Consider the following 26,824-nt stretch of genomic DNA (forward strand, 5'->3'; position numbering starts at 1 on the left):
ACACGATGTCAAAGCTGGATAATGGACATTCCGTCTCGACGATACCGACGCTCGGCAAATACCCGTTGCTTGACCGCGTCACCACGCCGGATGATCTGAAAAATCTGTCAATCGATCAACTCCGGCAGCTCGCCACTGAATTGCGCTCAGAGACGATCGACACCGTCTCAACGACCGGGGGCCATCTGGGGGCCTCGCTTGGCGTTGTGGAACTGACCATCGCCATGCATGCGGTTTTCGATACGCCGGATGATAAAATCATCTGGGATGTCGGCCATCAGGCCTATCCGCATAAAATCCTGACAGGGCGTCGGGACCGCATCCGCAGCCTTCGTCAGCCGGGGGGACTTTCCGGATTCACCCGCCGCGCTGAGAGCCCTTACGACCCGTTCGGCGCCGCGCATTCCTCCACCTCGATTTCCGCGGGGCTAGGCATGGCGGTGGCGCATCACTTCCAGGCGGAAAAAGATGCGTCTTACCGTGAGCGTTCCGTCCTGGCGGTTATTGGTGACGGCTCCATTTCCGCCGGCATGGCCTATGAAGCGATGAATAACGCCGCCGTCGCCGGGCCCGGCGCGAAACGCCTCATCGTGATCCTCAATGATAATGAGATGTCGATTGCCCCGCCTGTGGGCTCCATGTCCAAATATCTCTCCCGCCTGATGACGTCGCGGCAATTTCTGGGCCTCCGTGACCTGGCCGGGCGTTTCGCCAAGCACCTCCCTTCCCGCTTGGAACATGCCGCCAAGCGAGCGGAAGAGCTGACGCGCGGGCTGATCATCGGGGGCACGTTATTTGAGGAGCTTGGTTTCTATTATGTCGGCCCGGTGGATGGACATGACCTGACCCAACTCGTCCCGATATTGCGCAATCTGCGTGATAATAATGAAGGCCCCATCCTCCTCCATGCCATTACCGAGAAGGGTCGCGGCTACCAGCCTGCCGAATCTGCGGGCGACAAATATCACGCCGTCAATCTCTTCAATGTGGTGACGGGAGAGCAGAAAAAGGCACCTTCCGGCCCGCCAAGTTATACGTCCGTCATGTCGCGTGAGCTTCTGCGCTGTGCGGGTGAGGATGATCGCCTCGTCGCCATCACTGCAGCCATGCCATCCGGCACCGGGCTGGATGCTTTTGCGAAATCCTACCCCGAGCGTTTCTTTGATGTCGGCATTGCGGAGCAACATGCGGTGACCTTCGCAGCCGGTATGGCGACGGAGGGCCTCCGTCCCGTCTGCGCCATTTATTCGACCTTCCTGCAACGCGCCTATGACCAGGTTGTCCATGATGTAGACCTGCAAAACCTCCCTGTTCGCTTCATGATTGACCGCGCCGGGCTGGTGGGCGCGGATGGCGCGACCCATGCGGGGTCGTTTGATCTCAATTATCTGTGCTGCCTGCCCAATATGGTTGTCATGGCCCCGAGTGATGAGATCGAACTCACTCATATGACCGCAACCGCCTGCGCCTATGATGCCGGGCCGATCGCACTGCGTTATCCACGTGGCAGCGGCATCGGGCTTGACCTTCCTGAGAAGGGTGAGGTGCTGCCGATCGGCGTCGGGCGCATCGTGCAGGAGGCCAATACGCGCCCCGATCAGAAACACGGCGTTGCGATCCTGTCCCTCGGAACACGGCTCGAGGAATCGCGCAAAGCAGCGGATAGGCTGGCCGCGCAGGGCATCCCCGTCACCGTCGCCGATGCACGCTTTGCCAAGCCGGTCGATACGGCGCTGATCGACAGGCTGGCGAAACGTCACGATGTCTTCATCACGCTTGAGGAAGGTGCTGCGGGTGGTTTCAGCAGTCTGGTCGTGCGACATCTCGCAGAGACAGGGCAGCTTGACCACGTGAAATTCCGCCCGATGGCCCTGCCCGACGCCTATATCGACCATAATAAGCCAGATGCCCAATATGATGAGGCGGGCCTGACCGCACGCCATATTGTCGCGACAGCGGCGACGGCCCTCGGCGTGGACATCGAGGCCCAGTCAGCTTAATGGCAAAGAAAGTTCGGGCCGACCTCCTCCTCGTCTCACGCGGATTGGTGGAAACGCGTGCCCGCGCCCAGGCCTTGATTATGGCCGGACTGGTTTTTACAGGCGAGAAGCGTGTCTCCAAACCGGGGGACAATCTTGACGAAGATGCGGCGCTTTCCGTGCGTGGGCAGGATCATCCCTGGGTGTCACGCGGCGGGCTGAAGCTCGACCATGCCATCCAGCATTTCAAACTGGATGTCACGGATTGCGTCGCGCTGGATATCGGGGCGTCAACAGGCGGCTTCACCGATGTGCTTCTCACCCATGGCGCGCGCAAGGTTTACGCGGTCGATGTGGGGCATGGGCAGCTTGCCTGGCGCCTGCGCTCTGACCCACGCGTTGACGTGCGGGAAAAATGCAACGCACGCAACCTGTCGGAACAGGACGTGCCCGAGCCTGTCAATATCCTCGTCTGTGATGCGAGCTTCATCGGGTTAAGGATGGTCCTTCCCGCGCCGCTCGCCCTATGCGCACCCGGGAGCTGGGCGGTCGCGCTGATCAAACCTCAGTTTGAGGCGGGACGCACGGAGATCGGCGCCAAAGGGGTGGTGCGAGACCCGCAGATTCATCAACGCGTCTGCGATGAAATTGCCGATTGGTGGCGAAATCTGCCCGGTTGGAAGGTGCTTGGCGTGGAGCCCAGCCCGATCACCGGCCCGGAAGGCAATCGAGAATTCCTTATCGCGGCACGACGTCTGGACTAAAATTTCGGGCTTCATGACGTTTTGGTTTAAAAAATAGCCCGACTTTATGATAAGCCATCCCCCATTATGACAGACAGCGTCTCGCTACCCGACCTCACTGCTGATGAACAGGCGCGCATTCAGGCCAAAGCCGCGCTTTTTCCGCCACCTTCGCCCGTTCTCGCAGATGGGCGGAAAGATCTGGTTGGGTTGTCACGAGAGGAGCTGATCGCCAAACTTGCTCTGCTGGGTGAAAAACCTTTCCACGCCAAGCAGCTCTGGCACTGGATCTATCATCAGGGCGTCACGCAATTTGATGAAATGAGTTCCATTTCCCGCCCATTGCGGGAGAAGCTTGCCAGCTTGTATGTTATCGGGCGGCCGGATATCACAACCCAGCAGACGGCCCGCGACGACACGCGCAAATTTCTGTTCCGTTTCCGTGATGGGCAGGAGGCCGAGACGGTCTATATACCTGATCGGCGGAAGGACCGTGGCGCGGTCTGCATTTCCTCCCAGGTGGGCTGCACCCTATCATACAGTTTCTGCCATACGGGCACACAGAAACTTGTGCGTAATCTCGGGGCGGCGGAAATCATCAGCCAGTTCATGGCGGCGCGTGACAGTTACGGGGAGTGGCCCAGCCCGACGGGGGACACGCCACGTCTGCTCTCAACCATCGTCATGATGGGAATGGGTGGACCCCTTTATAATTATGACGAAGTCGCAAAAGCGATCACGATCATCATGGATGGTGAAGACATTGCACTATCCCGCCACCGCATCACCCTCTCAACCTCCGGCGTCGTGCCGATGATGGATCGTTGTGGCAGCGAGCTTGGTCTCAATCTGGCCATTTCCCTCCATGCGGTGCGGGATGATCTGCGCGATGTTCTGGTCCCGCTCAATCGCAAATACCCGATTGCAGAGCTGATGGCCGCATGTCGCCGCTACCCCTCTGCTTCCAATTTCCGGCGCATTACGTTTGAATATGTCATGTTGCGCGACGTTAATGACAGTGTCGCCGACGCGCGGGCGCTTGTTCGGCTGATCCGCGACATGCCTGCGAAAGTTAATCTCATCCCTTTCAACCCGTGGCCCGGATCCGACTATCAGACCTCCACGCGGGAAGCGGTGGACAAATTCGCCGCCATTATCATGGATGCCGGTTTCGCCTCACCCATCCGGATGCCGCGCGGGCGCGAGATCCTGTGGCAGCCTGCGGACAATTAAAGACGGAAAGCCAGCGTGTTCGACGCGCATCCGCTGACCGCGTCGGCGATAACGGCCCGCAGGACGCATTTTGACGCGTTGACGTCCGGTAACAAACTGTTAGATTTTTCGACAAGATGCACTTTAGAGAAAGAACGCCCCGATGACCGCTCCCCATGTTAAGAAAGTCGTACTCGCTTACTCAGGTGGGTTGGATACATCGGTCATTCTTCGCTGGCTGCAAAAAGCTTATCATTGTGAAGTTGTCACCTTCACGGCAGATCTCGGCCAGGGTGAGGAGCTGGAGCCCGCCCGGAGAAAAGCCGAGATATTCGGCGTTAAGGAGATCTTCATGGAAGACCTCCGCGAAACTTTCGTCAAAGACTTTGCCTTCCCGATGTTTCGCGCCAACACGCTTTATGAGGGCCAGTATCTTCTTGGGACATCCATCGCCCGCCCGCTGATCGCGCAGCGTCAGATTGAAATCGCCCAGCAGGTCGGCGCTGATGCGGTCGCGCATGGTGCGACCGGTAAAGGCAATGATCAGGTCCGGTTTGAGCTCGCTTATTATGCGCTGAAGCTCGATATTAAAGTTATAGCCCCTTGGCGGGAGTGGGATCTGACCTCCCGCACGAAGCTTCTGGCTTTCGCGGAGGAAAATCAGATCCCCGTCACGAAAGACAAGCGCGGTGAGGCGCCTTTCTCGGTCGATGCCAATTTGCTGCATTCATCGTCAGAGGGGAAAGTTCTGGAAGATCCCGCCTTGGCGCCGGATGAAATCGTCTTCCAGCGCACAGTGTCACCGGAAAACGCGCCCGACCGCCCGACTGAAATCACAATCGATTTTAAAAATGGGGACCCGGTCGCGCTGAATGGTGAAGTGCTTTCACCCGCGACGCTGCTGACGCGGTTAAATGCGCTCGGGCGAGATAATGGCATCGGGCGGCTTGACCTGGTCGAGAACCGCTTTGTTGGCATGAAGTCCCGCGGCATTTACGAAACACCAGGCGGGACCATCCTGCTGGCCGCGCATCGCAGTATTGAGTCCATCACGCTCGATCGTGAGGCGATGCACCTTAAAGACAGTTTAATGCCGCGTTACGCGGAGATTATTTATAACGGTTTCTGGTTCTCGCCGGAGCGACGGATGCTCCAGGCACTGATTGATGCAAGCCAGCAATCTGTTGAGGGGCGCGTGCGTTTGAAGCTCTATAAAGGTAACGTCATCTGCGTTGGACGTGAAAGCCCGACAAGCCTGTATGACACGCGCGTAGTCACTTTTGAGGATGATGCGGGTGCTTATAACCAGGTTGACGCGCAAGGCTTCATCCGTTTGAACGCTTTGCGCCTGCGCCTGGGGGGCCAAGTCGGTCGTAAAGGCGGGCGCTTGTAATTATAAATAAGCGGAGCGAGACATGACCCGGCTTTACCCTGCCCTTAAAACATCTCTTGCCATGGCTTTCTGCCTTACCCTGCTCTCCTGCGGGTCTGGCCCGAAGGATGAGCCGGAACTGACCCCCGAGCAGTTCATGGCGAAAATGCGTGCGCAACCCGGCGTTAAGACGCTGCCGGATGGGCTTGCCTATAAAATCCTCAAATCAGGCCCGAAGGACGGTCTTTCCCCCGTGAAAGGCCAGACCATGATGGTGATTTATGAAGGGCGCCTGCCGGACGGGGCCATTTTTGACAGCTCCGACCAGCATGGTACAGGGGCCTATATGCAGATGGGGCTCGACGGGCTTGTGCCTGGCTGGATGGAAGCCCTGCCCATGATGCATGTGGGGGATGAATGGATGCTCTATCTGCCGCCGAAACTCGCTTACGGCAAGCGTTCCATGGGCATCATCCCGCCGAACAGTCCGCTCGTTTTCAAAATCCGCCTGCTCGGGGTAGGTCAACGGGAATAAAATATGCGCGTCCCTCTCGCGTTCGCGCCGCTCCTGGGTTTGGCCCTCATTCTGACCGGGTGCAAGGAGAAACCGCCCGGCCAGAAGCGATATGGCCCGAATTGCGGGATTTGCCATCATAATGGCACCGGCCAGACGGGAGAGTTTCCCCCACTGGTCGGCCGTCTGGATGTCATTGCGCGCACGCCGGAAGGGCAGAAATTTCTGGCATCCGTCATGATTAATGGGCTCAACGGCCCGATTATGGCCAACGGCGCGCGATATAACTTCGCCATGCCGCCTTTTGCCCAGATGAGTGATGATGACCTCGCCCTTATCCTCAACTGGCTGATTGCCCGCGGAGAGACAACGCCCCCTCCCGTCATCACACCGAAAATTTTCACTGAAGCGCGTCAGGCAGAAATCGGTCCAGGGAAGACACGTAAGCTGCGCCTTGATCTTCAGAAAAAGGGCCTCATCCCGTAACAAAACCAAGCGCACGACCCACGCATCGCCATCCGGCAAAAATTGAAGAGAAGATTGACGGACAAGCACAAAAACCGGAAAATACATCATGCAGCGCGTTTTTTCAGGCATTCAGCCGACAGGCACCCCCCAACTCGGCAATTATCTCGGTGCGATCCGTAATTGGGTTGCATTGCAGCAGCGTTATGACTGCGTTTTCTGCTTGGTGGATCTCCATGCCATTACCGTTTCCCGGACACCGGCGCAATTGCGCGGAGACACACTGATCCAGGCCGCCTGTCTGGTCGTGTCCGGCATCGATCCTGAGAAACATATCCTTTATAATCAGTCCGCCGTCTCAGCCCATACGCGCCTCGCCTGGATTTTCAATTGCGTCACCCGCCTTGGCTGGCTCAACCGGATGACGCAGTTTAAGGAGAAAGCGGGTAAGGACCGTGAAAATCACTCAGCGGGGCTGTATATTTATCCGAGCCTGATGGCGGCAGATATTCACGCCTTCAAAGCCACGCTCGTCCCTGTCGGCGATGATCAACGCCAGCATCTTGAACTCGCCAATGACATTGGTGAAAAATTCAATCATGATTATGGCGTCACCTTTTTCCCGCATATTGAGGGACTGATCCCCGTTGAGACTGCACGCGTCATGAGCCTGCGGGACGGCACAAAGAAAATGTCCAAATCCGACATTTCTGCCCAGTCACGCATTGAACTCACCGATTCCGCCGATGAAATCCGGCTGAAAATCCGGCGCGCCAAAACGGATTCGGACCCGATACCGGCCACGATCGCTGAATTGGCGGAACGCCCTGAAGCGCTCAATCTCCTCTCCATCCACGCCGCCATCGTGGGGGAAAAGCTTGAGAACGTCGTCGCGCACTTTTGTGGTCGGGGTTTCGGGCACGTCAAATCGGCTTTGTCGGACGCGCTGATTGAAAAAATCGTCCCGATCGGGGACGAAGCACGACGCCTCATGAATGATGAAGCCTATCTCGTCACTATCCTGCGTGAAGGCGCTGAGAAGGCACGGGCGATTGCCGAACCGATTGTTGATAAGGCGGAAAAAATCGTTGGCTTTATCCGTTAAGCCCATCAGGTTTGAGGAAGGGCGTTACGGGTATCATGCGACAGGCATTCCACACACTTGACATCACCACCCACCGCAAGGGCCTGATCAATATCACGGCCTCTGTGGAAGATTGGGTTGCCGAAACCGGCATTGAGGCGGGGCTGCTGACATTATGGTGCGGTCATACCTCCGCCTCCCTCACCGTGCAGGAAAATGCCGACCCAACCGTTCTGCGTGATATTGAGGCCTATTTTGATGACCTTGTCCCGGAAACACGGCATTACCAGCATGATTATGAGGGGGCCGATGATATGCCGGCCCATCTACGCAGCTTACTGACAAACACGCAGCTCAGCCTCCCTGTCAGGGATGGGCGCACTGTCCTCGGCACCTGGCAGGGACTTTATCTGTTTGAACACCGACGCCGCCCCCATCAGCGGCAGATCGTGCTCCATCTGATAGGTAACTAAGCGCCCCCTCACGCATTTTTCAGGGCGCGTCCGACCAATCTGGCAGAAAGAACTTTGCCGGGCAGCTACTGCGCCTTCCAGACACGGAGGCGAATGCACCCATGTGGGGGAAGCCCTCCATCGTCGCGGGGTTGAGAGCGAGCTGAACCTCAACGAGGATGGCGCGCTTCATCGTGTCGCGTCGACAGCGCAGCACGATCCCGCCATTCGGAAAACGCGGCCAGTCCCGTCGAACTGATGCGAAAAACGCCGCACGCGACATTTTTTTACCGACCCCGGCACGCAGAAAGGCTGCCGTCTCCGTATGCAGAAAATCATCGCGCACCTTCAGCGCCGATCTGATCGTTTTATCCGGGTCAAGATCGAGACAGGCAAGGTGCTTTTCGGCCTCATGCGCTACGAGATCCCTGCCCGTATCGGCCGTGACGCGCCGGAAAGCCGCCTGCGTCTCCTCACTTATCGAGGTTGCCCGGCTGTGCGCCCCGATCGGGACGGCCTGACATCCTCTCTGCTCCCAGATTTTTTCCGGCAAACCGGCATTCTCTAGCGATTTGGGCTCAGACGGCCAGGCACCATGTAACCCGATGAGATTTTCATGAGTCATCATTGCCGTGCATTGATGAGAGACCAGGCAGAAACCGGGCAACCAACTGAGGGCAATCGTGTAGTGATCAAACTTCGTGTTCGGTAACGCCGCATGAGCCAAAGAGGCACATGTGCTCCAGAGCAGCGCCAGGACGCAGATGAATCGACATGGCGAATGTGGAAAATGGGGATTTTCATTCCATGCCTCTCACAAATAAATTCTCTCATGAAATTTCCGACCTTATCCCGCGTCTGCCGGACAGGGTTAAGACTCTTTTAACGTTGGCGAGCTTAGGGCGATCAAAAGCTTTATGTAAATTCCAAATCAGGTGCGCGGTGACCTTCTCGTACGCGCTGACGGTGCCAAGTCTCCTTGAACCACGTTAGAGAGATATGAATTTTCGTAAAGCGTTGTTAAAAGGGTTTGTCGCACGTCATGCCATTTCAGACAAAGGGTGCAGGACATGATTGTCAATAGAGGTCGAGGCTTATGGATTATCGTGCGAGAGACCTCGACGCCGCTAATCATCTTTGCGACCTGGGACTTTATCGTCGTCATCCTCTACCAGATTTACCATCAGGAATGGATGGAGCAACCCGCCCTTCCGGTTTCCCTGATGGGTTCCGCCTTGGCCCTGTTTCTCGGAATGCGGAACAACGCAGCTTATGCGAGATGGTGGGAGGGGCGCAGCCTTTGGGGCTCCGTGACAAATAATTGCCGCTCCTTCGCCCGTCAGGCCGCCTCCCTCCTTGAAGGTCGGCCGGACCTGTCGCGGGCGATGGCGGCTTATCCTTATCTGCTGCGGAGCGCCCTTTCAGGTTTGAATGAAGGCCCGGACCCCCAACGCTTCCTGACGCCGCAAATGTTCGAGCGCATCATGGTCCGCCGTAACAAGCCGAACGCGCTTCTTTATGAAATCGGGCTTGAGGTCGCGCGGGAGGTTGCTGAAAAGAAAATCGATGGCGCGGTGCATGGCGCGGTTGACCGCATCTTGAGTGATCTGGCCAATTCCCAGGGCGGGTTGGAGCGGATCAAAAACACCCCGCTTCCCATTCAATATTCAACGATCCCGCTTTTTGTCACCCATGTTTTCTGCATTGTGTTGCCGCTTTCAGCCGTACAGACCTTAGGTTGGATCACCCCCCTCGGCTCCAGTCTTGTCGGGTTCCTGTTTCAGGCGCTGGATAAAAGCGGGCGTGACCTGCAGGAGCCCTTCCGCCCCAGCGTGCACGCCCTGCCAATGCTGACCATGTCGCGCACGATTGAAATCGACCTTTTACAAGCAATCGGGGAGAAAGTCGGGCTGCCCATTGAGCTTGTCAATGACGTGCAGCCCTGAGCCGCGTCTCTTTTGCAAAGGATTGCAGACAAATCCCATTATCTATGTTATACGCTTCAGATGAGCAAATCCAGAACCACTCTGAGCGAAGCGATTGAAGACGCGATGCCCTGTAGCGCCGCAACATCATCTCCCCATCCGACTGAGCCCGCAACCATGAAGGAGGCGCCGTTCCAGGAGGGCGATTCGATTGTTTATGCCACGCATGGCGTGGGCCGCGTTGATCGCATCGGTGTTGACGAAATTGCCGGGACGAAGCTGGAATTCATCCAGATTTCCTTCCCCGGCAACCAGATGACGTTGCGCATCCCGCTTGCCAAAGCTCAGAAATCCGGCCTTCGTAAAATTGTCACGCAGGACATCGTTGATAAAGCGATGTCGGTCATTAAAGGCAAACCCCATGTCAGCCGCGGCATGTGGGCCCGTCGCGCCGTCGCCTATCAGGAAAAGATCAATTCCGGGGATCTTGTTCAGATCGCCGAGGTGCTGCGCGATTTACGCCGGAATGTCGATAGTCTTGATGGCAGCTTCAGTGAGCGCAAGCTTTTTGAAGCCGCGCAGGAGCGTTTTGTCAGTGAAGTCGCGGTTCTCGAAAATCGCGATTCCGCGGTAGTCCTGCAGGAACTGACGGAAAAAATGAAGGCGCTTTCCTGAGATTCTGCTTTAGGGACGTCAACCCACCCGCTGTTATCTCACTTGTCCTTTTGGCAGCGGCTTTATGTGTTCGCTTCTGACATGCCAGGGGAGAGGCCGTGATGACACAGAAAACGCAGCCGCCTTTTAAGGGTAAAACTGTTCTCGTCACAGGTGCGTTGAAAGGTATTGGTCACCAGATCGTGCTCGACTTTGCGGCGCAGGGCGCACAACTTGCCATCACCGCCCGCCATGATGACGAGCTTGACCACGTGCTGCGCGACATGAAAAACGCCGCACCCGGCAGGCACATCAAGCTGGAAGCTGACCTTGCGAATGAAAAGAGCGTTCGCAAAATCTTTGAGGACACGGTCTCTCATTTTGGTGGTCTGGACATTCTGATCTGTAATGCAGGGATGCAGATCGCCGCACCATCCGAAGAAATGAAACTTGATGATTTCAAGGCGGTGCTGAGGCTTAATCTCACAGCCGTCATCATTAATGCCCAGCAGGCCATCCGTTATTGGCGGGACCAAAAGAAGACGGGCACGATCGTCGTCACAAGCTCGGTCCATCAGAAAATTCCTAAGCCCGGTTATCTCGGCTACTCCGCCAGTAAGGGAGCCCTCGGAAATGTCGTGCGCACCCCGGCGTTGGAATTTACGCAGCATGGTATCCGCGTCAATGGGATCGAACCGGGCGCGATCATCACGCCGATGAATGAGGATTGGGTCAAAGACCCCCCAGAAGCGCAAAGCCGTTTCCAAACACATCCCGATGCGTCGACCGGGCGAGGCGTCAGAGATTTCAGCCGGCGTGCTGTTCCTTGCTTCAGACGCGGCGAGTTACATTACCGGCCAGACCCTTTATGTCGATGGCGGTTTGACGCTCTACCGTGATTTTGAAGATAATTGGTCATCCTGACACCCACATAATCGGAGCTAGTTGTTCCGCAACACGACAAAATCCTGATTATTGAAGATGATTTCCTCATTGGCGCCTGCCTTGGGGAATTTCTGATTTCGAGCGGCTATGAGGCGCTTATCGCCACAAGCTGTGAGGAGGCGCAGACCATTTTCAGGCAGGAGGGCGATATTGCGGCGGCAATTATCGACCTCACTCTGCCCGATGGAGATGGTTTCGCGTTGGGGCGCGTTTTATCGCAGGAAAAACCGGGCCTCGCCATCATTTATACGACCGGGAATATGATGAATGCCAGCACCCTCTCCCCACGTGAGAAATTTGCGGCCAAGCCTTATATTTATGAGGATCTTGTCGCGCAACTTGAGAGCCTGCTCAAATAACATCGCTGAGCGCGCGGCGGAATGTTTGCCTCTCACCTGAATGAGTCGTCAAACGGCCCCCTTGTCCAGATGCGCCAAGCGGTGTTACGTCCTCGACATGGTTCAGCTTCCCGACGCCATTTTATCCCGTATCAAGTCCCTCATGGCGTCGCAAAAGCGCGTCCTCCTCGGCATTGCCGGGCCACCCGGTTGCGGTAAATCGTCCCTTTCAGCGCGGATCAAAGACTATTTCTGGCCGGAAGCCGCGATCCTGCCGATAGATGGTTTCCACCTCGCCAATAATGTGCTTGACGCGTTGGACCGCCGCCAACGCAAGGGCGCGGAAGACACATTTGACAGTGCTGGCTTTGCCGCCCTCGTGAAACGCGTCGCACAACCGGATGAAGACCAAACCCTTTATGCGCCGGATTTCAATCGTGAAGTGGATGGCGTGATTGCGGGCGCCATCGCCATCGCGCCATCATGCCGCCTCGTGATCGTTGAAGGGAATTACCTGCTCTGTGACGACCATTGGCAGGTTGCGCGCCAGAACATGCATCACGTCTGGTATGTGGATGTCGATGATGCCGAGCGTAACATGTGGCTGGCGGCACGCCATGTCCGTTTCGGGCGCGCACAGTCTGAGGCTGAAGCCTGGATCACCCAGACGGACGCGCCTAATGCGCGCTTCATCGAGTCCTTCAAGTCCCGCGCGGATTGGGTTATCCCGCGCAGCATCATGGAAGCGCTTTATCAGTAATCCAGCCCGTAACTCAGCCCCACGCTGGAGCCAGGATCATTCTCCGGCGTGGTGAAACCGGTGATCTGCCCCCCTGTCCCGACAGTTGTGTTCAATTTGAGGCGCTTTGTCAGATCAACCTGAACCTGGGCCTGCGTGCCAGAGCCCTGCGTCGCCTGCTTCGCCCCGACATAAACGCCCTTTGTGATATATTTCCCGGCTTCGACGCTCGCCCCGCCATCCGCCACGCCGGAGCCCCCGCCGACAGCAAGGCGGTCCAGCCCCAAGAGGCCACGTATTTTGGTCAATGGGTCAAAACCACCACTGCCCCCGGCAATCTGGGCCAATGCTATGGCGAGAGACGCCATTTGCGACGTCGTGAGTTGTGGCGTCATACTACCGAACAACAGCATCGCCAGCACCTGATCCCGCGGGAAAGAAGGTGAGGAGGTGAAGTCAATCTTCGGGGCGCTGGCATAGCCGGAGACAACGAGGCTGGCCGTCGTGCCCTGCACATTGCGGTCCGCGCGGAAATCCAGAGACGGATCAAGCTGGTGCTCCACGCCCGAGCCATTAAACCCGACGACACCGTGTGAGAAATTGAGGTTCACACCTGCGAGATTGAAATAACCTCGCCGCATGTCAAAACTCCCCTCAATATTCGGAGAGGCGGCCGTGCCGTTAATGTGCAGCGTGCCCATCATTTCCGCATCCAGCCCATGGCCCCTGACATAGAAACTTCCGGGTGAGACCACTTCGAGATCCAGATTAATTTTCATCCCGCCATTGCCTTGCGCCGCATCGCGCGAAACTTTCTGATCAGGCCATATGACGTTAAGCTTGGGTATGGAGGACGGGACGGAATCCGGGATGTTGACGGTGACCGTATCGAGTTTCACCTTCCCGGACAGATCCATCGCCTCACTGAGCTTGCCCCTGGCGCGCAGTGATGCATCAATCACGGCGGTAATCAGCTCACTCGAAATCGGCCGGGCCTTACGTGCATTAACCGAGATGTCCAAGGGTATTCCCGGCTCAAGGACGCCGACCGACCCGGAAACGCCAATCTTTCCCTCACCGGCGCGTCCGACGATATCTTGCATGACGAGCTGATTATCGACGCTAACAATACGGCCATTGATCCCATGCACGGACAGGCCCTGCGCATAATCCGAGAAAGCCACGTCTTTCAATGTCACAGCGCCGCTGATCTGCGGCTTTTGAACGGTGCCTTTGGCCTGGAGATCCGTCATGACCCACCCCTGCACGGCCATCCCGCCCGCCCCCGTGATGGCATCAGCAATACGGAGGTCAATCTGGCCACGCGTCGCCAGATTCAAGTTGCCCGTCCCTGCAAGGGGTGCCGTGCCCTCCACATGCATATCGAGGTCATTTCCGGCACGGGCCGACGCCTGGAGCTGAAGATTCTCCCCCTTAACATCTCCGATGGCCTTGATCGTCGCGGAAGGGAGAGCCGCCGCATCCCCGGACAAAGCGTGGAAATGATCCGCCAGAAAGGTGACGCGGCCCTGCGGCGAAGCTGTCGAACCTTCCAGTTGCGCCGTTGCGGACAGGACGCCATCAATATCGAGTGAAGGCGCAAAAGGTGACGCAAAAGCGGGCCGGAAGTTTTTCAGCGCCATCTGAACGGAGAGTTTTGGTGAGATGAATGCGTGTCCCGTCAGGGACGCCGGCGCAATACTGGGTTTTGAGAGGCTGAGAGAAATATTGTCCGCCCCGGTGCGCGCGCCCCATGTCACAAGCAACGGTTTGGTCAGACGAAGTGAGTCATCTTTCAATTGCGCATTGAATTTCGTGACATGTGCCGCCTGCTTCGTCACATCGGCAGTGACGTCAGATGACAAAGTGAGGTCAGCGCCGAAAAACGGATCAAAGTGAGAGCGCAAATTGAGGTGGAGGTCATCGGACGGTCCGCTCAACTGCGCCGATGCCGCACCGGTGATGGTCCCGGTTTTGATCTGATCAAGCTTCAGGTGCGCCGACACTTTGGGATTTGTTTCAGTATCAGTAACATAGGCAGTCAAGTTCAGCCCGCCGAGCTGAAAGCTCGGGCTTGAAATGCGGCCATTCAGGACAGCATCCACCCGCTGATTGTGTCCGGCCACGCCATCCTGCGTCGTCGCCTTAAGAGAAACATGTCCTGCCAGAGCCTGACCCGCAAGCGCGCTAAAATGATTGAGGTCCGCGATCTCAATCTGCGCATTCCCGACCGGGAAAATTTTATGGGAGCCGAGGCACATATCCGCACGCCCCTTCACGCTGCGCCATGTGAGACGCTCCAGCGTGAAATGATGGCCACCATTTTCATCACTTGCGAGATGGGAAACCAGATCCAGCGGCGCTGAATCCAGCGTACCGGACGCTTTCACAAACCCCTCAGGCCGGGATGGAAGATGCTTGAAAGCCGATGATAAAGTGATTTGTCCATCCGCGGCTTTATTCAGGCCGATAGCGCTCTTCAGCTCAGATGAGAGTGAGAAATCATCGATTTTCCCGTCAAGGGTCGCGTCAAGATCGGCATAGCCTCTCAGATCAGGCGCGGCATTTTTCAACTGAGGCATCTTTACTTTCAGCCCGAGTTGCAGTTTCTGCCCCGGCTGCAAACCGGCGGAACCGGATGCCTGCACCGTGAGATGCGGATTCATGATCGCGAGATCTTCGAGATGATAGACGGGCTTCCCGCTTTCACTTTTCTGCTTCAGAGACAGATGGAGTTTTGTCAGTCCCTGCACCAGGCCCTGCCAGACGCGCGACGCCTCGGAGACGGAAATTTGTGTGTCATCCGTGAGACTTGCCGCGTCAGATGACGTGCCGGACCAAGCAAATTGCGCCTTACCGTCAAGATGCCCCGCCATTTTGATCGCGCCCAAAGCCGCAAAAGGGGAGAGATCCGGCAGGGTGTAGGCGACACGTCCTTTCAAAGAAGGTTTCGTCTCTGCATCGCCATTGATTTGAAAGATGCGATGCGCGCTTTTGAGATGCACCGGCCCTCCGCGCGCCTCAGGCTGATAAGTCGCGTTCATGATGATCGGGTCCGCATCAAATGGATGCGTCGGCAACGCATTGATTCTGAGTTGGTCGATCTGGGTGTGAAGCGACAATATTTCTGCTTTCCTGGCAGCGGCGTGCCTGTCAAATCGCAGATTGATCCGCCCCATTTGCGCCGCTGAGCTTGTCAGGCGGTCAATGGTCACTTCTCCCTGCCCGAGCGGCGCGAGAAATGGCCCCTGGAGATGGAGTGACCCCGTCAAAGACTGCCAGCCTGCCACAGATGCAAACTGCATGGCGCCGACATGCGCGTCCAGATCGAGCTTCGCTTTCTGGGCAGGGAGATTCAACAGAGCCTGACCTGCAATGCGCCCGTCTCCAACCTTCGCATCCAACGTTGCGGCGAGATTTTTATGCGGCCCTGCTGCATCCAGATTAAGGCTGAGAGGCACGGCCTGCGGTTGGGTGATGAGCCGCGCCAGAAACGCATTGGCGGGGGCCGCTGCATCGAGATGAAAGTTCAAGCGACGGGATGAGTTTTTCACACAAAGTTTCAAATGGCCTGCCTGATCAAGGCGCGTGACATTCAACCCGAGTTGCAGTTTTGGCAGGCGTCTGGGGTCCACGCCATCAAGCAGCCGCGCGAGGTTCGCGATGCGCGCATGGCCCTGGACGGAAAAACGTGCCGCCATACCAGCGAGAGGTGCGCCGATCTCAAGCTTCTGCACGTCAAGCCGACGCAACCGGATGGCGAGATGCAAATATCCTGGCGATGATGCAGAGACGTCCGATGTCGTCGCGGCAGCTTCATCAGAGACGGGCATCCGGGAGATTGAGACGGATTGCGCCAGGACATCGTCAATTTTGACTCGCATATGCAGCAGGGCCAGCGGATGCCAGCGTAATGTCACGCCGTCCGCCGCGAACCAGACGCCTTGCTTATCCCTCAGACTAAGATACGCCAGTGAGATTTTAGTCGGGAAGCGGCCTGAGAAGCCTGCGATATTCACCATGCCGCCCGTCAAAGACGGCACCTGCTTCTCCACGAATTGGCGGCCATAGAATGTGTTGATGACACAGATCACCGCCACCAATCCCATAATCACGCATGAGAGCAATGCCATCATGGCGAAACACAAAAATCGCTCGACTCTCCGGGCTTTCGACAGGGGTGCCTTGTCGGAACCTGACGGCCCGCGGCGCTTGCTGAGGATACAATCAGACATCAGAAAGTCTCCCCCAGACCGACATAGAACTCCCATTTATCGCCGTTGCGAGGACGCTTCATCGGCAGGGAAAAATCCAGTCTTACGGGGCCGATGGGGGTGTAGTAGCGCACGCCAGCGCCGTAACCAACGCGCACCGTCCCCTGAAAAGGGCAGCTCCCTTCACCGACTTGCCCTGCATCGACAAAGGCTGCAACGCCGAATTTCTGCATCACGCGCTGTCTGAATTCCACTGTCCCCGCATCAAGTGAGGTGCCACCCACCGCATATTTGCCCTGTTGCGGTCCGATGCCCTGATAGCGGAAGCCACGCACTGTCGCCGGTCCGCCTGCGTAAAGGCGCTGATCCGGCGGGATTTGAAAAACCGAGGCCCCCTGAACGCTGCCGACAATGCCACGTATCGCAATGATGGAGCGCCCCGGTTTTGTCAGTCCCAGTCGATGGAGATCGAAATAATATGAGATGCTCGCACTCATAATGGTGAAGAAGGAATTACCGTGCTCGAACGATTCCGACGGTGTGACGGTGATATTGGCGCGAATGCCGTGGGTTGCGGGTTCGATCGGGTTGCTCACCTCCGTGCTGTCATAGGTCGCACTGAGCGGTATGGACGCGATGAAATAATCATTCACCGCGCCGAACTGGCGGATTTTTTCCTGCTCGACGGAGAGGCTGGCGCCAATATTCCAGTAGCGACTCAGATTGCTTGAGATGCCGCCGCGGATGATCAAGGCTGTTTGATGGTAGGAATAAAGGAGCTGCTTCACACCCTCAACACGCAGGCTGAGATTTTGCTGCCGACGCAAGAAATCCGGCTTGAGGAGATCCGTGTAAAAATCATAGCCTAGCCCCTGCTGCGCGGAGCCACCGAGCCCGGTCATCAGAGCCGTCACCTTCAGCCGCTCTGCCCCGCCAAAGAGGTTGCGATGCGTCCAATCCACACCGGCACGCCCACCCAAGTCGGTTGAATAACCTGCCTGACCCGCAATATTCCGTGCCTTGGATTCCTGGAGCTTGATGACAACCGGCATCGCCTGCTGAAGCCCATGTTGCGGCCGCGCGAGAGTCACCAATGGGGGTTCATTCTTCGCCCCGACATAGGAGAAGATACCCGTATCGACGATATCCTGACGCGCGGCCTCAATTTTTGAGGGTTGATATAATTCTCCCTCATGAAGTTGCAGCCGGTTCTTCAGAAAGGAAAGCCGCGTGCGCTTCATGCCGGAAAAAGTGACAGGACTAATTGCCACGACCGGCCCTTCATAGACCGTCAATTTGAGGTTGAGCGTTTTGGCAGACTTATCCACCATGGCAATGGGCGCATCCACCCGCGCTTCCGCATGTCCTGTCTCAAGCAGATCATGCAGCAGGCGCCCCCGCGCCGCCAGAACATCTTCGGCAATCGCAGGCTGACCGGGTTTTAGCCCGAAACTCGCCTGCGCAGCTTGCGGCAGGGTGATGGGCCGACCCCAGGCGACGCCCTCCGTCTCCGATCCCTTTGCCTTCTCCGCCTCACCCTTTTCAGGTGGGAGGGGGAGGTAAAACGCGATCGTCCCGATTTTAAAAACGTCGCCTTTGACGATTGAAATCTTGATATGACGCTGACTTTCCCGACCCGCTGCCCGAAGATAATCCAGCAAATGAGGGTCTTTGGCGTCAATCGGTGCCTTCCCCGCCAATATCACCGTAATGATGACCTGACCATCATAATAGCCGCGACTTTGCAGCGCCTCACCGATATTGCGGTAATCTGACCTCAAGCGGGCTATGAACGCGAAATCACCCGGATATTTCGCCTTCTGCAACGAGATGAGGAGGGATGACGCCGTCACAAGCGGGTCAAGAGCGTCATCACCTGAAGGTTTGACGTCAACATCATAGCCGGAAACATCCCGCCCTTCCGCAAGGCCGATCATTAAGCTCGATATCAACAGAACTCTCAGAAAATGTCGCAAATAGGCTTTCAAAGCGTCTTCCCGGGTATGCGATGAGCGTGGTCAGTCTTTAACCGTTACGTATCTGTCAGATAAAAATGGCGAATTTTCGTCACGGATGCGGAGGTTAACGCTTTTGTCGGATCTTCTACAAAGATCAATCCCCCATCCTGCCGTGACACCAATGGGCGGGAAGGTAATGAACCTTCTCCAGCTTATAAGGTTGAATCTCGAGAGTTGTCACCCGCCCGGATTGTGCATAAAGTCGTGCCTGATCCCAAGACACCGCCGGAACGGGCACGCGTTAAGGCGGTAACCGAAAACGAAAGAATCGTTTTGAGACCCATGCAAGATTTTCTGTGCTCGGCCCGTTCATCAGTTGTGCGTCCCCTCTGATGCGACATCGAGCAGAAACACCCCCTCCCATCGCCAGCGCGCCGCCACCAGGCACGTCGCCGGTCGTAAAATATGGCGTGCGTCATACGTTTTCAGCTCGGCTCCGGTCCATTTATCGCATTGCGGGCGCACTTCTCCTGACCGGGCTGATGGCGATCCCCCAATCCGTTCTCATTCGCTTTGATGGCTGGGGGAAGATCTGGGTCGCACGGGTTTACTGGGCAACAATCTGCCGTATTCTAGGCCTTGAAGTCCGCATCATCGGCACGCTCGCCGGCAAAAAGCGGGATCGCAAAGCCGTGGAACGCGGTGAAAAGCCGGTTATTTTCGTCGCTAATCATTGCTCATGGCTTGATATCCCCGTCGCGGGCGGCGCGCTGCCGACGGTTTTCGTGGCCAAGCAGCAGATTGCGGAATGGCCCGTCATCGGCACGCTCGCCCGGCTCGGACGCACGATTTTTGTCAGCCGACAGCGCAATAATACGGGGCGGGAGCTTTTCGATATGTCGTCGCGCCTGCGGGCGGGCGATAATCTGATATTATTTCCGGAAGGCACGTCTTCTGACGGGCGCGATGTCCTGCCCTTTATGTCCTCCTTCTTCGCGGTCGCGAAGCCAACGGGCAAGACGGATGAGGCATCCCTTCCGCCCCCCGTGCTAATACAGCCTGTCTCCATCGTTTATGACGGGTTGAATGGCCGCGATGTCTGGCGTGAGGATTGTGAAATTTTCGCGTGGTACGGCGATATGGATCTGGCGCCCCATATCTGGCAGGTGACGCGATGGCGTCGGATGCGGGCCAGCATCCTGCTGCACCCACCCATCGACCCGGCAGATTACCCGGATCGGAAAAGTCTTTCCGCCGCTGTTTATGACGTTGTGGCCAGGGGCGTGCGCTGTCTGCATGAGGGTCGTGATGGCTTGCCTGAACCCTCGGAAGCCGCTAAGTCCGCCGCGCAAAAGCGGGCAAAGCCGCGTGAAATGTCGCAGGCATTTGCGGATAATCAGGTTTAGATCCCCGTAAACCAGCCCCCTCCAACATGCGCACACAAGTTGTGAAGCGACAAAATATTGGATTCCGGGCGTGAAGGCGCTATAACGCGCTCTGATCACGCCTGCTGCATCTTTTTTACCGATCTACCTGCCCGCGGGATGCAGCTATCCGGAACATTATTGAGTGGCGATTGCCCTGACACACATGATTGATAACCCCGCCACGACGACAAAGCTGAAGAACCTGCATGTCATCACCTGGGGGTGTCAGATGAACGTCTATGACAGTGCGCGCATGGAAGATGTTCTTCGCCCGCTCGGCTATCGCCCTGTGATACAGGTTGAGCATGCCGATATGGTTATTCTCAATACCTGTCACATTCGGGAGCGCGCGACAGAAAAGGTGTTTTCAGAGCTTGGTCTGCTGAAAAAAATCCGTGAGGACCGCCTTGCCCAGGGGCATGACCGCATGGTGATTGCCGTGGCTGGATGCGTCGCCCAGGCGGAAGGGGCTGAGATCATTCATCGCGCCCCTTATGTTGATATCGTCCTCGGCCCCCAGACTTATCACCGCCTACCCGAAATGGTCGCGCGCGCGGCCCGCGCCGGGGGCCACGTCATTGAGACTGATTTTCCGGTCGATATGAAGTTCGACTTCCTACCGGCAGAGGCCGCGCCGCAGACGCCGGAAAATCTCTCTGCTTTCCTGACGATTCAGGAGGGATGCGACAAATTCTGTTCCTTCTGCGTCGTGCCCTATACGCGTGGGGCTGAATCCAGCCGCAATGTGGCATCCATCCTGACCGAAGCCCGGCAGATGGCCCGTAACGGCGTGCGTGAACTGACTCTTCTGGGCCAGAACGTCAATGCCTATCACGGTCTTGATGCGCAGGGTGCGACGGCAGACCTGCCCCAACTCGTCCGGGTCTTATCCCGGATTGAGGGGATTGCCCGCATCCGTTACACCACCGCTCACCCGCGGGATATAACTCAAAGCCTGATCGACGCCCATCGGGATGAGGCTGCGCTGATGCCATTCCTGCATTTGCCGGTTCAGTCAGGGTCCGACCGTGTCCTTAAAGCGATGAATCGCGGTCACACGGCGGATGAATATCGCGAGATCGTCCGACGCTTCCGCGCGGCAAGGCCGGACCTCGCCATTTCCTCCGATTTCATCGTTGGCCACCCGGGTGAGACAGATGCCGATTTTGAGGCAACTTTGGCGCTGATCCGTGGTGTTGGATTCGCGCAGGCTTATACATTCAAATATTCTCCGCGCCCTGGCACGCCCGCATCCGCGGCGGATTTCCAGGTGGATGAAGCGGTCAAGGATTCACGGTTACAGATCGTGCAAAAACTGATCCGCGCGCAACAGGATGCCTTCAATAGGACGCTGGTCGGGCGGGACGTTGCCGTGCTGTTGACGCATAAAGGTCGTAAACCAGGACAGGTTGTAGGACGTTCACCCTACCAGCAGCCCGTCATTATCGACGCGCCGGAACATATGATCGGGCGTATCGTAACGGTTCGGATTCTGCACACCCTCACCAACTCCCTGGCGGGGGAACTTATCCGGGAGACTATCTGCGCTTGAGCGAATTTTCTTCACTCCGCAACCCGCTTCCTCACGAGCATTCCAACCCCCAGACTGAAAATTGGCCAACAACAGCCGAGAGAGCCGACACGAAGCATAAAGCGTCGATCAGGTTCGATAATAACAGCTCCCTGCAACGTGTCCTCGGCCAATATGACCAGCACCTACCGATTATCGAGGAAGGTTTTCAGGTCAAATTAGCCTGTCGCGGCAATAAAGTGGCGATATCCGGCAAACAGCAGGATGTGGCCCGCGCCCAATCCGCCCTTCTCACCCTTTACAATAAGTCGGAACTGGGCGCCCAGCCTGATAGCGCGATGGTGGCCGCCATCGTGCGCATGGTCGGTGCGGCACCGCCCGCAGAAGACGGGTCGCTGTCAGATCTGCCCCAGCTTGACACGTACCTCGATAATCTTCCGCAAATTCGCACGCGCCCAGGTGAGGTTGCGCCCCGCTCACCCGGTCAGACGGATTACATGCGACGGCTTCAAGCCGGAGAACTCGTTTTTGGTGTTGGCCCGGCAGGCACGGGCAAAACCTATCTGGCCGTTACCCAGGGCGTTGCCATGTTAACGGCGGGCAAAGTTGAGCGCATCATTCTGTCACGCCCCGCTGTCGAGGCGGGTGAACGCCTTGGCTTCCTCCCCGGTGAACATGCGGGGGGAAAAATCGACCCGTATCTACACCCGCTTTATGACGCCCTGCATGATATGTTACCCGCGGATCAGGTCGTGCGACGCCTGTCGAGCGGGGAAATTGACGTGGCGCTTCTCGCCGTCATGCGGGGCCGCACCTTGTCTCATGCCTTTGTGATTCTGGATGAAGCCCAAAATACGACCTGCGCCCAGATGAAGATGTTTCTTACACACCTCGGCCATGTGACACGCATAGTGGTAACGGGTGATCTCAGCCAGGTTGACCTCCCTGCCGGCGTCAAATCGGGCCTGCGCGACGCGATTGAGACTTTGGACGGGGTCGACGGCGTCCATGTCATCCGGCTTGAATCGCGCGATGTTGTGCGGCACCCTCTGGTTGGGCGCATCGTCGATGCTTATGATAAAGCCCGCCCTGCGCAAAAATATGCGCAGCGCCATCAACCACCCTCTTAGGAACAAGATGGAACCTCCACCTTCCAGGCAGGACGATCATCACGCCCCTCCGCCGGGGCAACATCATAACAATGCCCCTTGCGACAGCGATATCATCGTTCAGGACCGCCGATGGCACACCGCCGTGCCGCGTCTCGAAATGCAGCTCAGGCGCGCCATCACCCTGTCCGCATGGATGACGCACCGGCCTTATCACCCGACCATTCTCCTGACAAATGATCGCGCCGTTAAAACGCTCAACGCGCTTTATCGCGGGCGGAACAAGCCCACAAATGTCCTGACTTTCGAGGCTTCCGGGCCCTTTGGCGATGGCGACATTGCGTTGGCGTTTGAGACGATTCGACGTGAAGCATCATCCAGCAATAAGGGCTTTACGGCGCATATGCTGCACTTGCTGATACATGGCATTTTGCATCTGGCCGGGCATGATCATCTAGGTGCCGGTGAAGCCCGACGAATGGAGCAGGCTGAAGCCCGCATATTGGCCCGACTGGGTGTCGCCAATCCCTGGCGCGTGAGTGAAAAGGGCTGGCGATGAGAAACAGGACAGGGAAAGCCAGGCCGTCATTCTGGCAACGCCTCTTTGAAAACTGGCGCGGCGGCAATCATCGGGAAAGGGGCGTACGTGGCTCCATCGCCGCCCTGATCGAGAAAGCCGACCATCCCGGCAATCTCGGTGCCGCGCCCGAACTTGACCGGCAGGAGCGCGCGCTTCTTTATAACGTGCTCCATCTGCGCGAAAAAACGGCAGATGACGTCATGATACCGCGTGCCGATATTGTCGCGCTCTCAGCCAGTGTGGATCATGACGCGGCGCTTGATTTCATGCGACGGGAAAATCACTCCCGCGTGCCCGTTTTTGATGGGGAACTCGACCATATTATCGGCATGATCCACGTTAAAGACCTGATCGCCTATCAAAATACCGGGAAGGCCTTTTCCCTCCGGGATCTGTTGCGACAGCCGCTTTTCGTCGCACCTAAAATACCGGTTCTGGATCTGCTGCTTCAGATGCGCCAGAGGCGTACGCATCTCGCGCTGGTCATTGATGAATATGGCAGTATTGACGGGCTCGTGACGATTGAAGACCTTGTCGAAACCATTGTCGGCGAGATCTCCGATGAGCATGATGAACCCGTTGCCCAATCCATCGTGGGCCGACAGGATGGTACTTTCGACCTCGATGCCCGCCTGCCAGTGGAAGAGTTTGAAAAACGATTCGGCCCAATCCTGAATGAGGCAGAACGCGAGGCGGATATTGAAACGATTGGCGGGCTTGTCTTCCGCCTCGCCGGACATGTGCCCATTCGCGGTGAAGTCTTCACCCATGAAGGCGGGGTGGTTTTTCGCGTCATGGATGCCGATGCACGCAACATTCGGGCGTTGCGCGCGTCAATGCCACAGGGATGGCGTGAATCCGCCCCGGATGAGGCGCAACTTTCCAACGACGCTTCTTTGGAAAATGATCACGCTTCGTGTCATAATACGGCATTCGAATAAGCTGTCATGCCAACTGATACCCGGAGTTCATAATAATGAAGCTGACGCGCCGCTCCCTCCTCGCCGCCGCCCCGACCACACTCTTTCTGCCGAAAGCCTATGCTGCGGGCAGTATACTCGCCCCGCACCTGATGGGCAACCCTGATGCCAAGGTGAAGGTCCATGAATGGTTTTCCCTCACCTGCTATCACTGTGCAAGATTTCAGAAAGAAACCTTCCCCCGTGTCAAAGCTGAACTGATTGATACAGGCCGCATTGCCTATTATTTCCATGAGTTCCCGCTGGATCAGGTCGCGCTATTAGGGTCAATGCTGGCACTTTCCCTGCCGAATGATCGCTACATCCCCTTTTGTGAAGCGCTGCTTTCAAGCCTGGATCGCTGGGCCTTCGCGCGTGATGTCGACCCTGTGCAGCAATTGCGCCAAATGGCGACCCTTGCCGGGATTTCAAGCACCGAATTTGATCGCATCAATGCGGATAATAAATTGCGGCAGATGATCATCGACACACAGGATCGTGACCAGAAGCGTTACCACATTGAGGGAACGCCTTATTTCCGCTTCAACACGATTGAATATAAGGCGGAATTGCGGAGCTATGACGACTTCTTCAAGGAAGTCAAAAAAGCCGAAGCCTGAGTCAAGCGGCAGCTCCTGGCATGAAGACAAGCTTCACCGCGTTACGGATTGCCGGGTTTAAAAGTTTCGCTGACCCTGTCACGGTCGATCTCCGACCCGGCCTGACCGCGATTGTCGGGCCGAATGGTTGCGGCAAATCCAACATTGTTGAAGCATTTCGCTGGATCATGGGGGAGAGTTCCGGCCGGGCCCTGCGTGGTGGGGAGAGTGATGACCTGATCTTCGCGGGGACGGTCGCGCGACCGGCCCGCAACCTCGTCGAAGTCAGCCTCGTGATTGAAAATGCCCGCGGGCTGGCCGCCGCGCCCCATCTTGAGGAAGACACGCTGGAAATCATCCGCACTGCCAAACACGGCACGGGGAGTGATTTCCGGATCAATGGCCGTGCCGCGCAGGCGCATGACGTCACGCAGATATTCGCCGATCTATCACTTGGGAGGCGCAGCCGCGCCATTGTCAGTAAAAATCGCATCGGCGCCTTGATCGATGCAAAACCCATTGATCGCCGAAGCCTGCTGGAGAATGCCGCTGGCATATCCGGCCTTCATTTCCGCCGTCGGGATGCCCAGCTCAAACTTCGCCAGGCCGAGACCAATCTCCAGTGCGCGGAAGATGCCACTTTTCAGCTGATGGAACGTCGCGACGCGCTCGAGGCGCAATCCGCCTCCGCCCTCGCCTATAGAGAAGCCGTTGAAACCATCAGGGAGGTCGAGGCACATCTCCACGCCGTGCAACTGGCCCGCGCCGACGCGCAGATCACCGGTTGCGCGGTGGCAACACAAGCGGCCCTGGCTAAAATCGCATCATCTGAAAAAACTCTCCAGCAATTATCGGACCGTCGGCAGACGAAAGCTGAACAGACGGTCAAATGGGAAGCCGAAAGCGAGGCCACGCGTAACGCCATTGAGACGCTCCGTCTGGCGATTGAGAAAGAGCGCCAGATCATGGCGCAGAATGAGTCGGATCAGAACCGGGTTCATTCCGCGATCACGGCGGCACAGGAGAAGAAGAACCGCCTGCAGCAACGCATTGACGCCATGTCAGCCGAGGCGCGCGCCTGCCACGAAACAATCCAGACCCTCGCCGCCCAGCTCTCCCAGCTTCCGAAAGACATCGCTGATTGTGACGCTGACTGCAAAGAGGCAGAAACTTTGCGCGACAAGGCCATGCGTATACGGGAAGCGCAGGAACAGAGCTTCATGCAGGTGCGGATCAAAGCCGACGCGCTGGAAAAGCGTCGTATCCTTGCAGAGGACGCTTTACGCGCCCTGCCCTCGCCCATGAATCATTCGGAGGGGGTCGCTGCCCTTGATGCCGCGCGTGAGACGGAACATACGCTGCATGTCAGGCTTGATAGGCTTCGGGAGAAAAAACCACCCTTACCGCCGCCTTACAGGATGCGAAATCACGGTAGGAGACAGAGTCATTCCGCCTTGCATTGCATGAGGCGCAGATTGAGACTTATCAGTCTGACCTTGCCCGCCTCGTCTCTCACGATGCACGCCTGTCGGAGGAGCAAAATCTCATTACCGTCGCACGTCAGAAAGCGGAACAATCCCTTTCCCCCCCTTGAGGCGAACCTTACAGAGACATGTCAGCATTATGAGAAATTGCGGGCACAGTTAGATGGGTGTCGCGACGCCTATATGTCGCTGGATCACGATATCAGGGAGACGGAAACAGCGCTGAATGAGGCGCAGGCGACAATTGAGCGCGCGGCGGAGAAACATCTTCAGGCCAGCACATTGCGGGATCGCTTCCTCGACTCACCCCCGCCCGCACCATGCAAAACAGCGCCGGAGGATATTTCGGAAAGGGCGGAGCAGAATTTGCGCCAGGTTCTGACGCAAGCCTTGCAGAAACGGGATTCTCTCGGCGCGGTTATCTTCTCGCGAGAAAGGAATTCAGGGAGATCGAGGCGCAGATCGCCGACACGCAGGCCAACATCGATGAGATTAAAGCCGCGATTGACCGCCTCCAGACAAAAATCGCCCATCTGAATCA

21 protein-coding genes and 2 pseudogenes are annotated in these 26,824 nt (G+C 57.0%); 20 read left to right on the top strand and 3 right to left on the bottom strand.

The genetic code is table 11. The features are described from left to right. Positions 1-5 precede the first annotated feature (5 nt). From dxs to AAYR33_04595, 8 genes and pseudogenes are all read left to right on the top strand, one after another. Positions 6-2,000 carry a 1-deoxy-D-xylulose-5-phosphate synthase gene (gene dxs, locus AAYR33_04560; protein XAO72173.1) on the top strand — a complete coding sequence of 665 codons (1,995 nt, stop codon included), beginning with the start codon at positions 6-8 and terminating at the stop codon, positions 1,998-2,000. Further along, on the top strand, positions 2,000-2,743 hold the full coding sequence (locus AAYR33_04565) for a TlyA family RNA methyltransferase (protein XAO72174.1): 744 nt from the start codon (positions 2,000-2,002) through the stop codon (positions 2,741-2,743). The genes dxs and AAYR33_04565 overlap by 1 nt, the downstream gene beginning before the upstream one ends. 66 nt (positions 2,744-2,809) lie before the next feature. After that, a pseudogene (gene rlmN, locus AAYR33_04570) lies at positions 2,810-4,029 on the top strand (23S rRNA (adenine(2503)-C(2))-methyltransferase RlmN). Between the two features lie 68 nt (positions 4,030-4,097). After that, positions 4,098-5,327, top strand: a complete 1,230-nt coding sequence (locus AAYR33_04575) for an argininosuccinate synthase (GenBank protein ID XAO72175.1) — start codon at positions 4,098-4,100, stop codon at positions 5,325-5,327. A gap of 61 nt (positions 5,328-5,388) precedes the next feature. Beyond that, positions 5,389-5,841, top strand: coding sequence for an FKBP-type peptidyl-prolyl cis-trans isomerase (locus AAYR33_04580; protein ID XAO72382.1), 453 nt, complete (start codon positions 5,389-5,391; stop codon positions 5,839-5,841). Between the two features lie 3 nt (positions 5,842-5,844). Further along, positions 5,845-6,306 (top strand): cytochrome c, encoded by a 462-nt coding sequence (locus AAYR33_04585; GenBank protein XAO72176.1) that lies wholly within the window; start codon positions 5,845-5,847, stop codon positions 6,304-6,306. A gap of 88 nt (positions 6,307-6,394) precedes the next feature. Continuing rightward, on the top strand, positions 6,395-7,390 hold the full coding sequence (trpS, locus tag AAYR33_04590) for a tryptophan--tRNA ligase (protein ID XAO72177.1): 996 nt from the start codon (positions 6,395-6,397) through the stop codon (positions 7,388-7,390). A 35-nt stretch (positions 7,391-7,425) separates the two neighbouring features. Next, the gene (locus AAYR33_04595; GenBank protein ID XAO72178.1) at positions 7,426-7,842 is read left to right on the top strand and encodes a secondary thiamine-phosphate synthase enzyme YjbQ; all 417 of its coding nucleotides are present in this window, start codon (positions 7,426-7,428) and stop codon (positions 7,840-7,842) included. Between the two features lie 19 nt (positions 7,843-7,861). On the opposite strand, the gene AAYR33_04600 is transcribed toward AAYR33_04595, so the two are convergent. Then, positions 7,862-8,548 (bottom strand): hypothetical protein, encoded by a 687-nt coding sequence (locus tag AAYR33_04600; GenBank protein ID XAO72179.1) that lies wholly within the window; start codon positions 8,546-8,548, stop codon positions 7,862-7,864. A gap of 343 nt (positions 8,549-8,891) precedes the next feature. Here AAYR33_04600 and AAYR33_04605 point away from each other — a divergent pair, with 343 nt between their 5' ends. From AAYR33_04605 to AAYR33_04625, 5 genes and pseudogenes are all read left to right on the top strand, one after another. Further along, positions 8,892-9,767: a bestrophin family ion channel gene (locus AAYR33_04605; protein ID XAO72180.1), complete on the top strand. Its 876-nt coding sequence runs from the start codon at positions 8,892-8,894 to the stop codon at positions 9,765-9,767. A gap of 156 nt (positions 9,768-9,923) precedes the next feature. After that, on the top strand, positions 9,924-10,421 hold the full coding sequence (locus AAYR33_04610; protein XAO72383.1) for a CarD family transcriptional regulator: 498 nt from the start codon (positions 9,924-9,926) through the stop codon (positions 10,419-10,421). A gap of 101 nt (positions 10,422-10,522) precedes the next feature. Next, a pseudogene (locus AAYR33_04615) lies at positions 10,523-11,324 on the top strand (glucose 1-dehydrogenase). Between the two features lie 50 nt (positions 11,325-11,374). Continuing rightward, entirely contained in the window at positions 11,375-11,704 is a 330-nt protein-coding gene (locus AAYR33_04620; GenBank protein ID XAO72384.1) for a response regulator, read from the top strand. A gap of 97 nt (positions 11,705-11,801) precedes the next feature. After that, positions 11,802-12,443, top strand: a complete 642-nt coding sequence (locus AAYR33_04625) for a nucleoside/nucleotide kinase family protein (protein ID XAO72181.1) — start codon at positions 11,802-11,804, stop codon at positions 12,441-12,443. Here the strand turns inward: AAYR33_04625 and AAYR33_04630 are convergent. Then, positions 12,437-16,657, bottom strand: a complete 4,221-nt coding sequence (locus AAYR33_04630) for a translocation/assembly module TamB domain-containing protein (protein ID XAO72182.1) — start codon at positions 16,655-16,657, stop codon at positions 12,437-12,439. The genes AAYR33_04625 and AAYR33_04630 overlap by 7 nt on opposite strands. Further along, complete coding sequence (locus AAYR33_04635) at positions 16,657-18,588, bottom strand: BamA/TamA family outer membrane protein (protein XAO72183.1); 1,932 nt, start codon at positions 18,586-18,588, stop codon at positions 16,657-16,659. The genes AAYR33_04630 and AAYR33_04635 overlap by 1 nt, the downstream gene beginning before the upstream one ends. A gap of 398 nt (positions 18,589-18,986) precedes the next feature. Here AAYR33_04635 and AAYR33_04640 point away from each other — a divergent pair, with 398 nt between their 5' ends. From AAYR33_04640 to AAYR33_04670, 7 genes are all read left to right on the top strand, one after another. After that, the gene (locus AAYR33_04640) at positions 18,987-20,000 is read left to right on the top strand and encodes a lysophospholipid acyltransferase family protein (GenBank protein XAO72184.1); all 1,014 of its coding nucleotides are present in this window, start codon (positions 18,987-18,989) and stop codon (positions 19,998-20,000) included. Between the two features lie 184 nt (positions 20,001-20,184). Then, complete coding sequence (gene miaB, locus AAYR33_04645) at positions 20,185-21,573, top strand: tRNA (N6-isopentenyl adenosine(37)-C2)-methylthiotransferase MiaB (protein XAO72185.1); 1,389 nt, start codon at positions 20,185-20,187, stop codon at positions 21,571-21,573. A gap of 107 nt (positions 21,574-21,680) precedes the next feature. After that, a complete protein-coding gene (locus AAYR33_04650) occupies positions 21,681-22,682 on the top strand; it encodes a PhoH family protein (GenBank protein XAO72385.1) in 1,002 nt (333 codons plus the stop codon). Between the two features lie 124 nt (positions 22,683-22,806). Continuing rightward, the gene (ybeY, locus tag AAYR33_04655; protein XAO72186.1) at positions 22,807-23,220 is read left to right on the top strand and encodes an rRNA maturation RNase YbeY; all 414 of its coding nucleotides are present in this window, start codon (positions 22,807-22,809) and stop codon (positions 23,218-23,220) included. Next, on the top strand, positions 23,217-24,182 hold the full coding sequence (locus tag AAYR33_04660; GenBank protein ID XAO72187.1) for a hemolysin family protein: 966 nt from the start codon (positions 23,217-23,219) through the stop codon (positions 24,180-24,182). The genes ybeY and AAYR33_04660 overlap by 4 nt, the downstream gene beginning before the upstream one ends. A 35-nt stretch (positions 24,183-24,217) precedes the next feature. Then, positions 24,218-24,820, top strand: a complete 603-nt coding sequence (locus tag AAYR33_04665) for a thioredoxin domain-containing protein (GenBank protein XAO72188.1) — start codon at positions 24,218-24,220, stop codon at positions 24,818-24,820. A 20-nt stretch (positions 24,821-24,840) separates the two neighbouring features. Then, positions 24,841-26,820, top strand: a complete 1,980-nt coding sequence (locus AAYR33_04670) for an AAA family ATPase (GenBank protein XAO72189.1) — start codon at positions 24,841-24,843, stop codon at positions 26,818-26,820. The last annotated feature ends 4 nt before the right edge of the window (positions 26,821-26,824 follow it).

This window comes from Acetobacteraceae bacterium, assembly GCA_039613835.1.
In the GTDB taxonomy this organism is placed as follows: domain Bacteria; phylum Pseudomonadota; class Alphaproteobacteria; order Acetobacterales; family Acetobacteraceae; genus Sorlinia.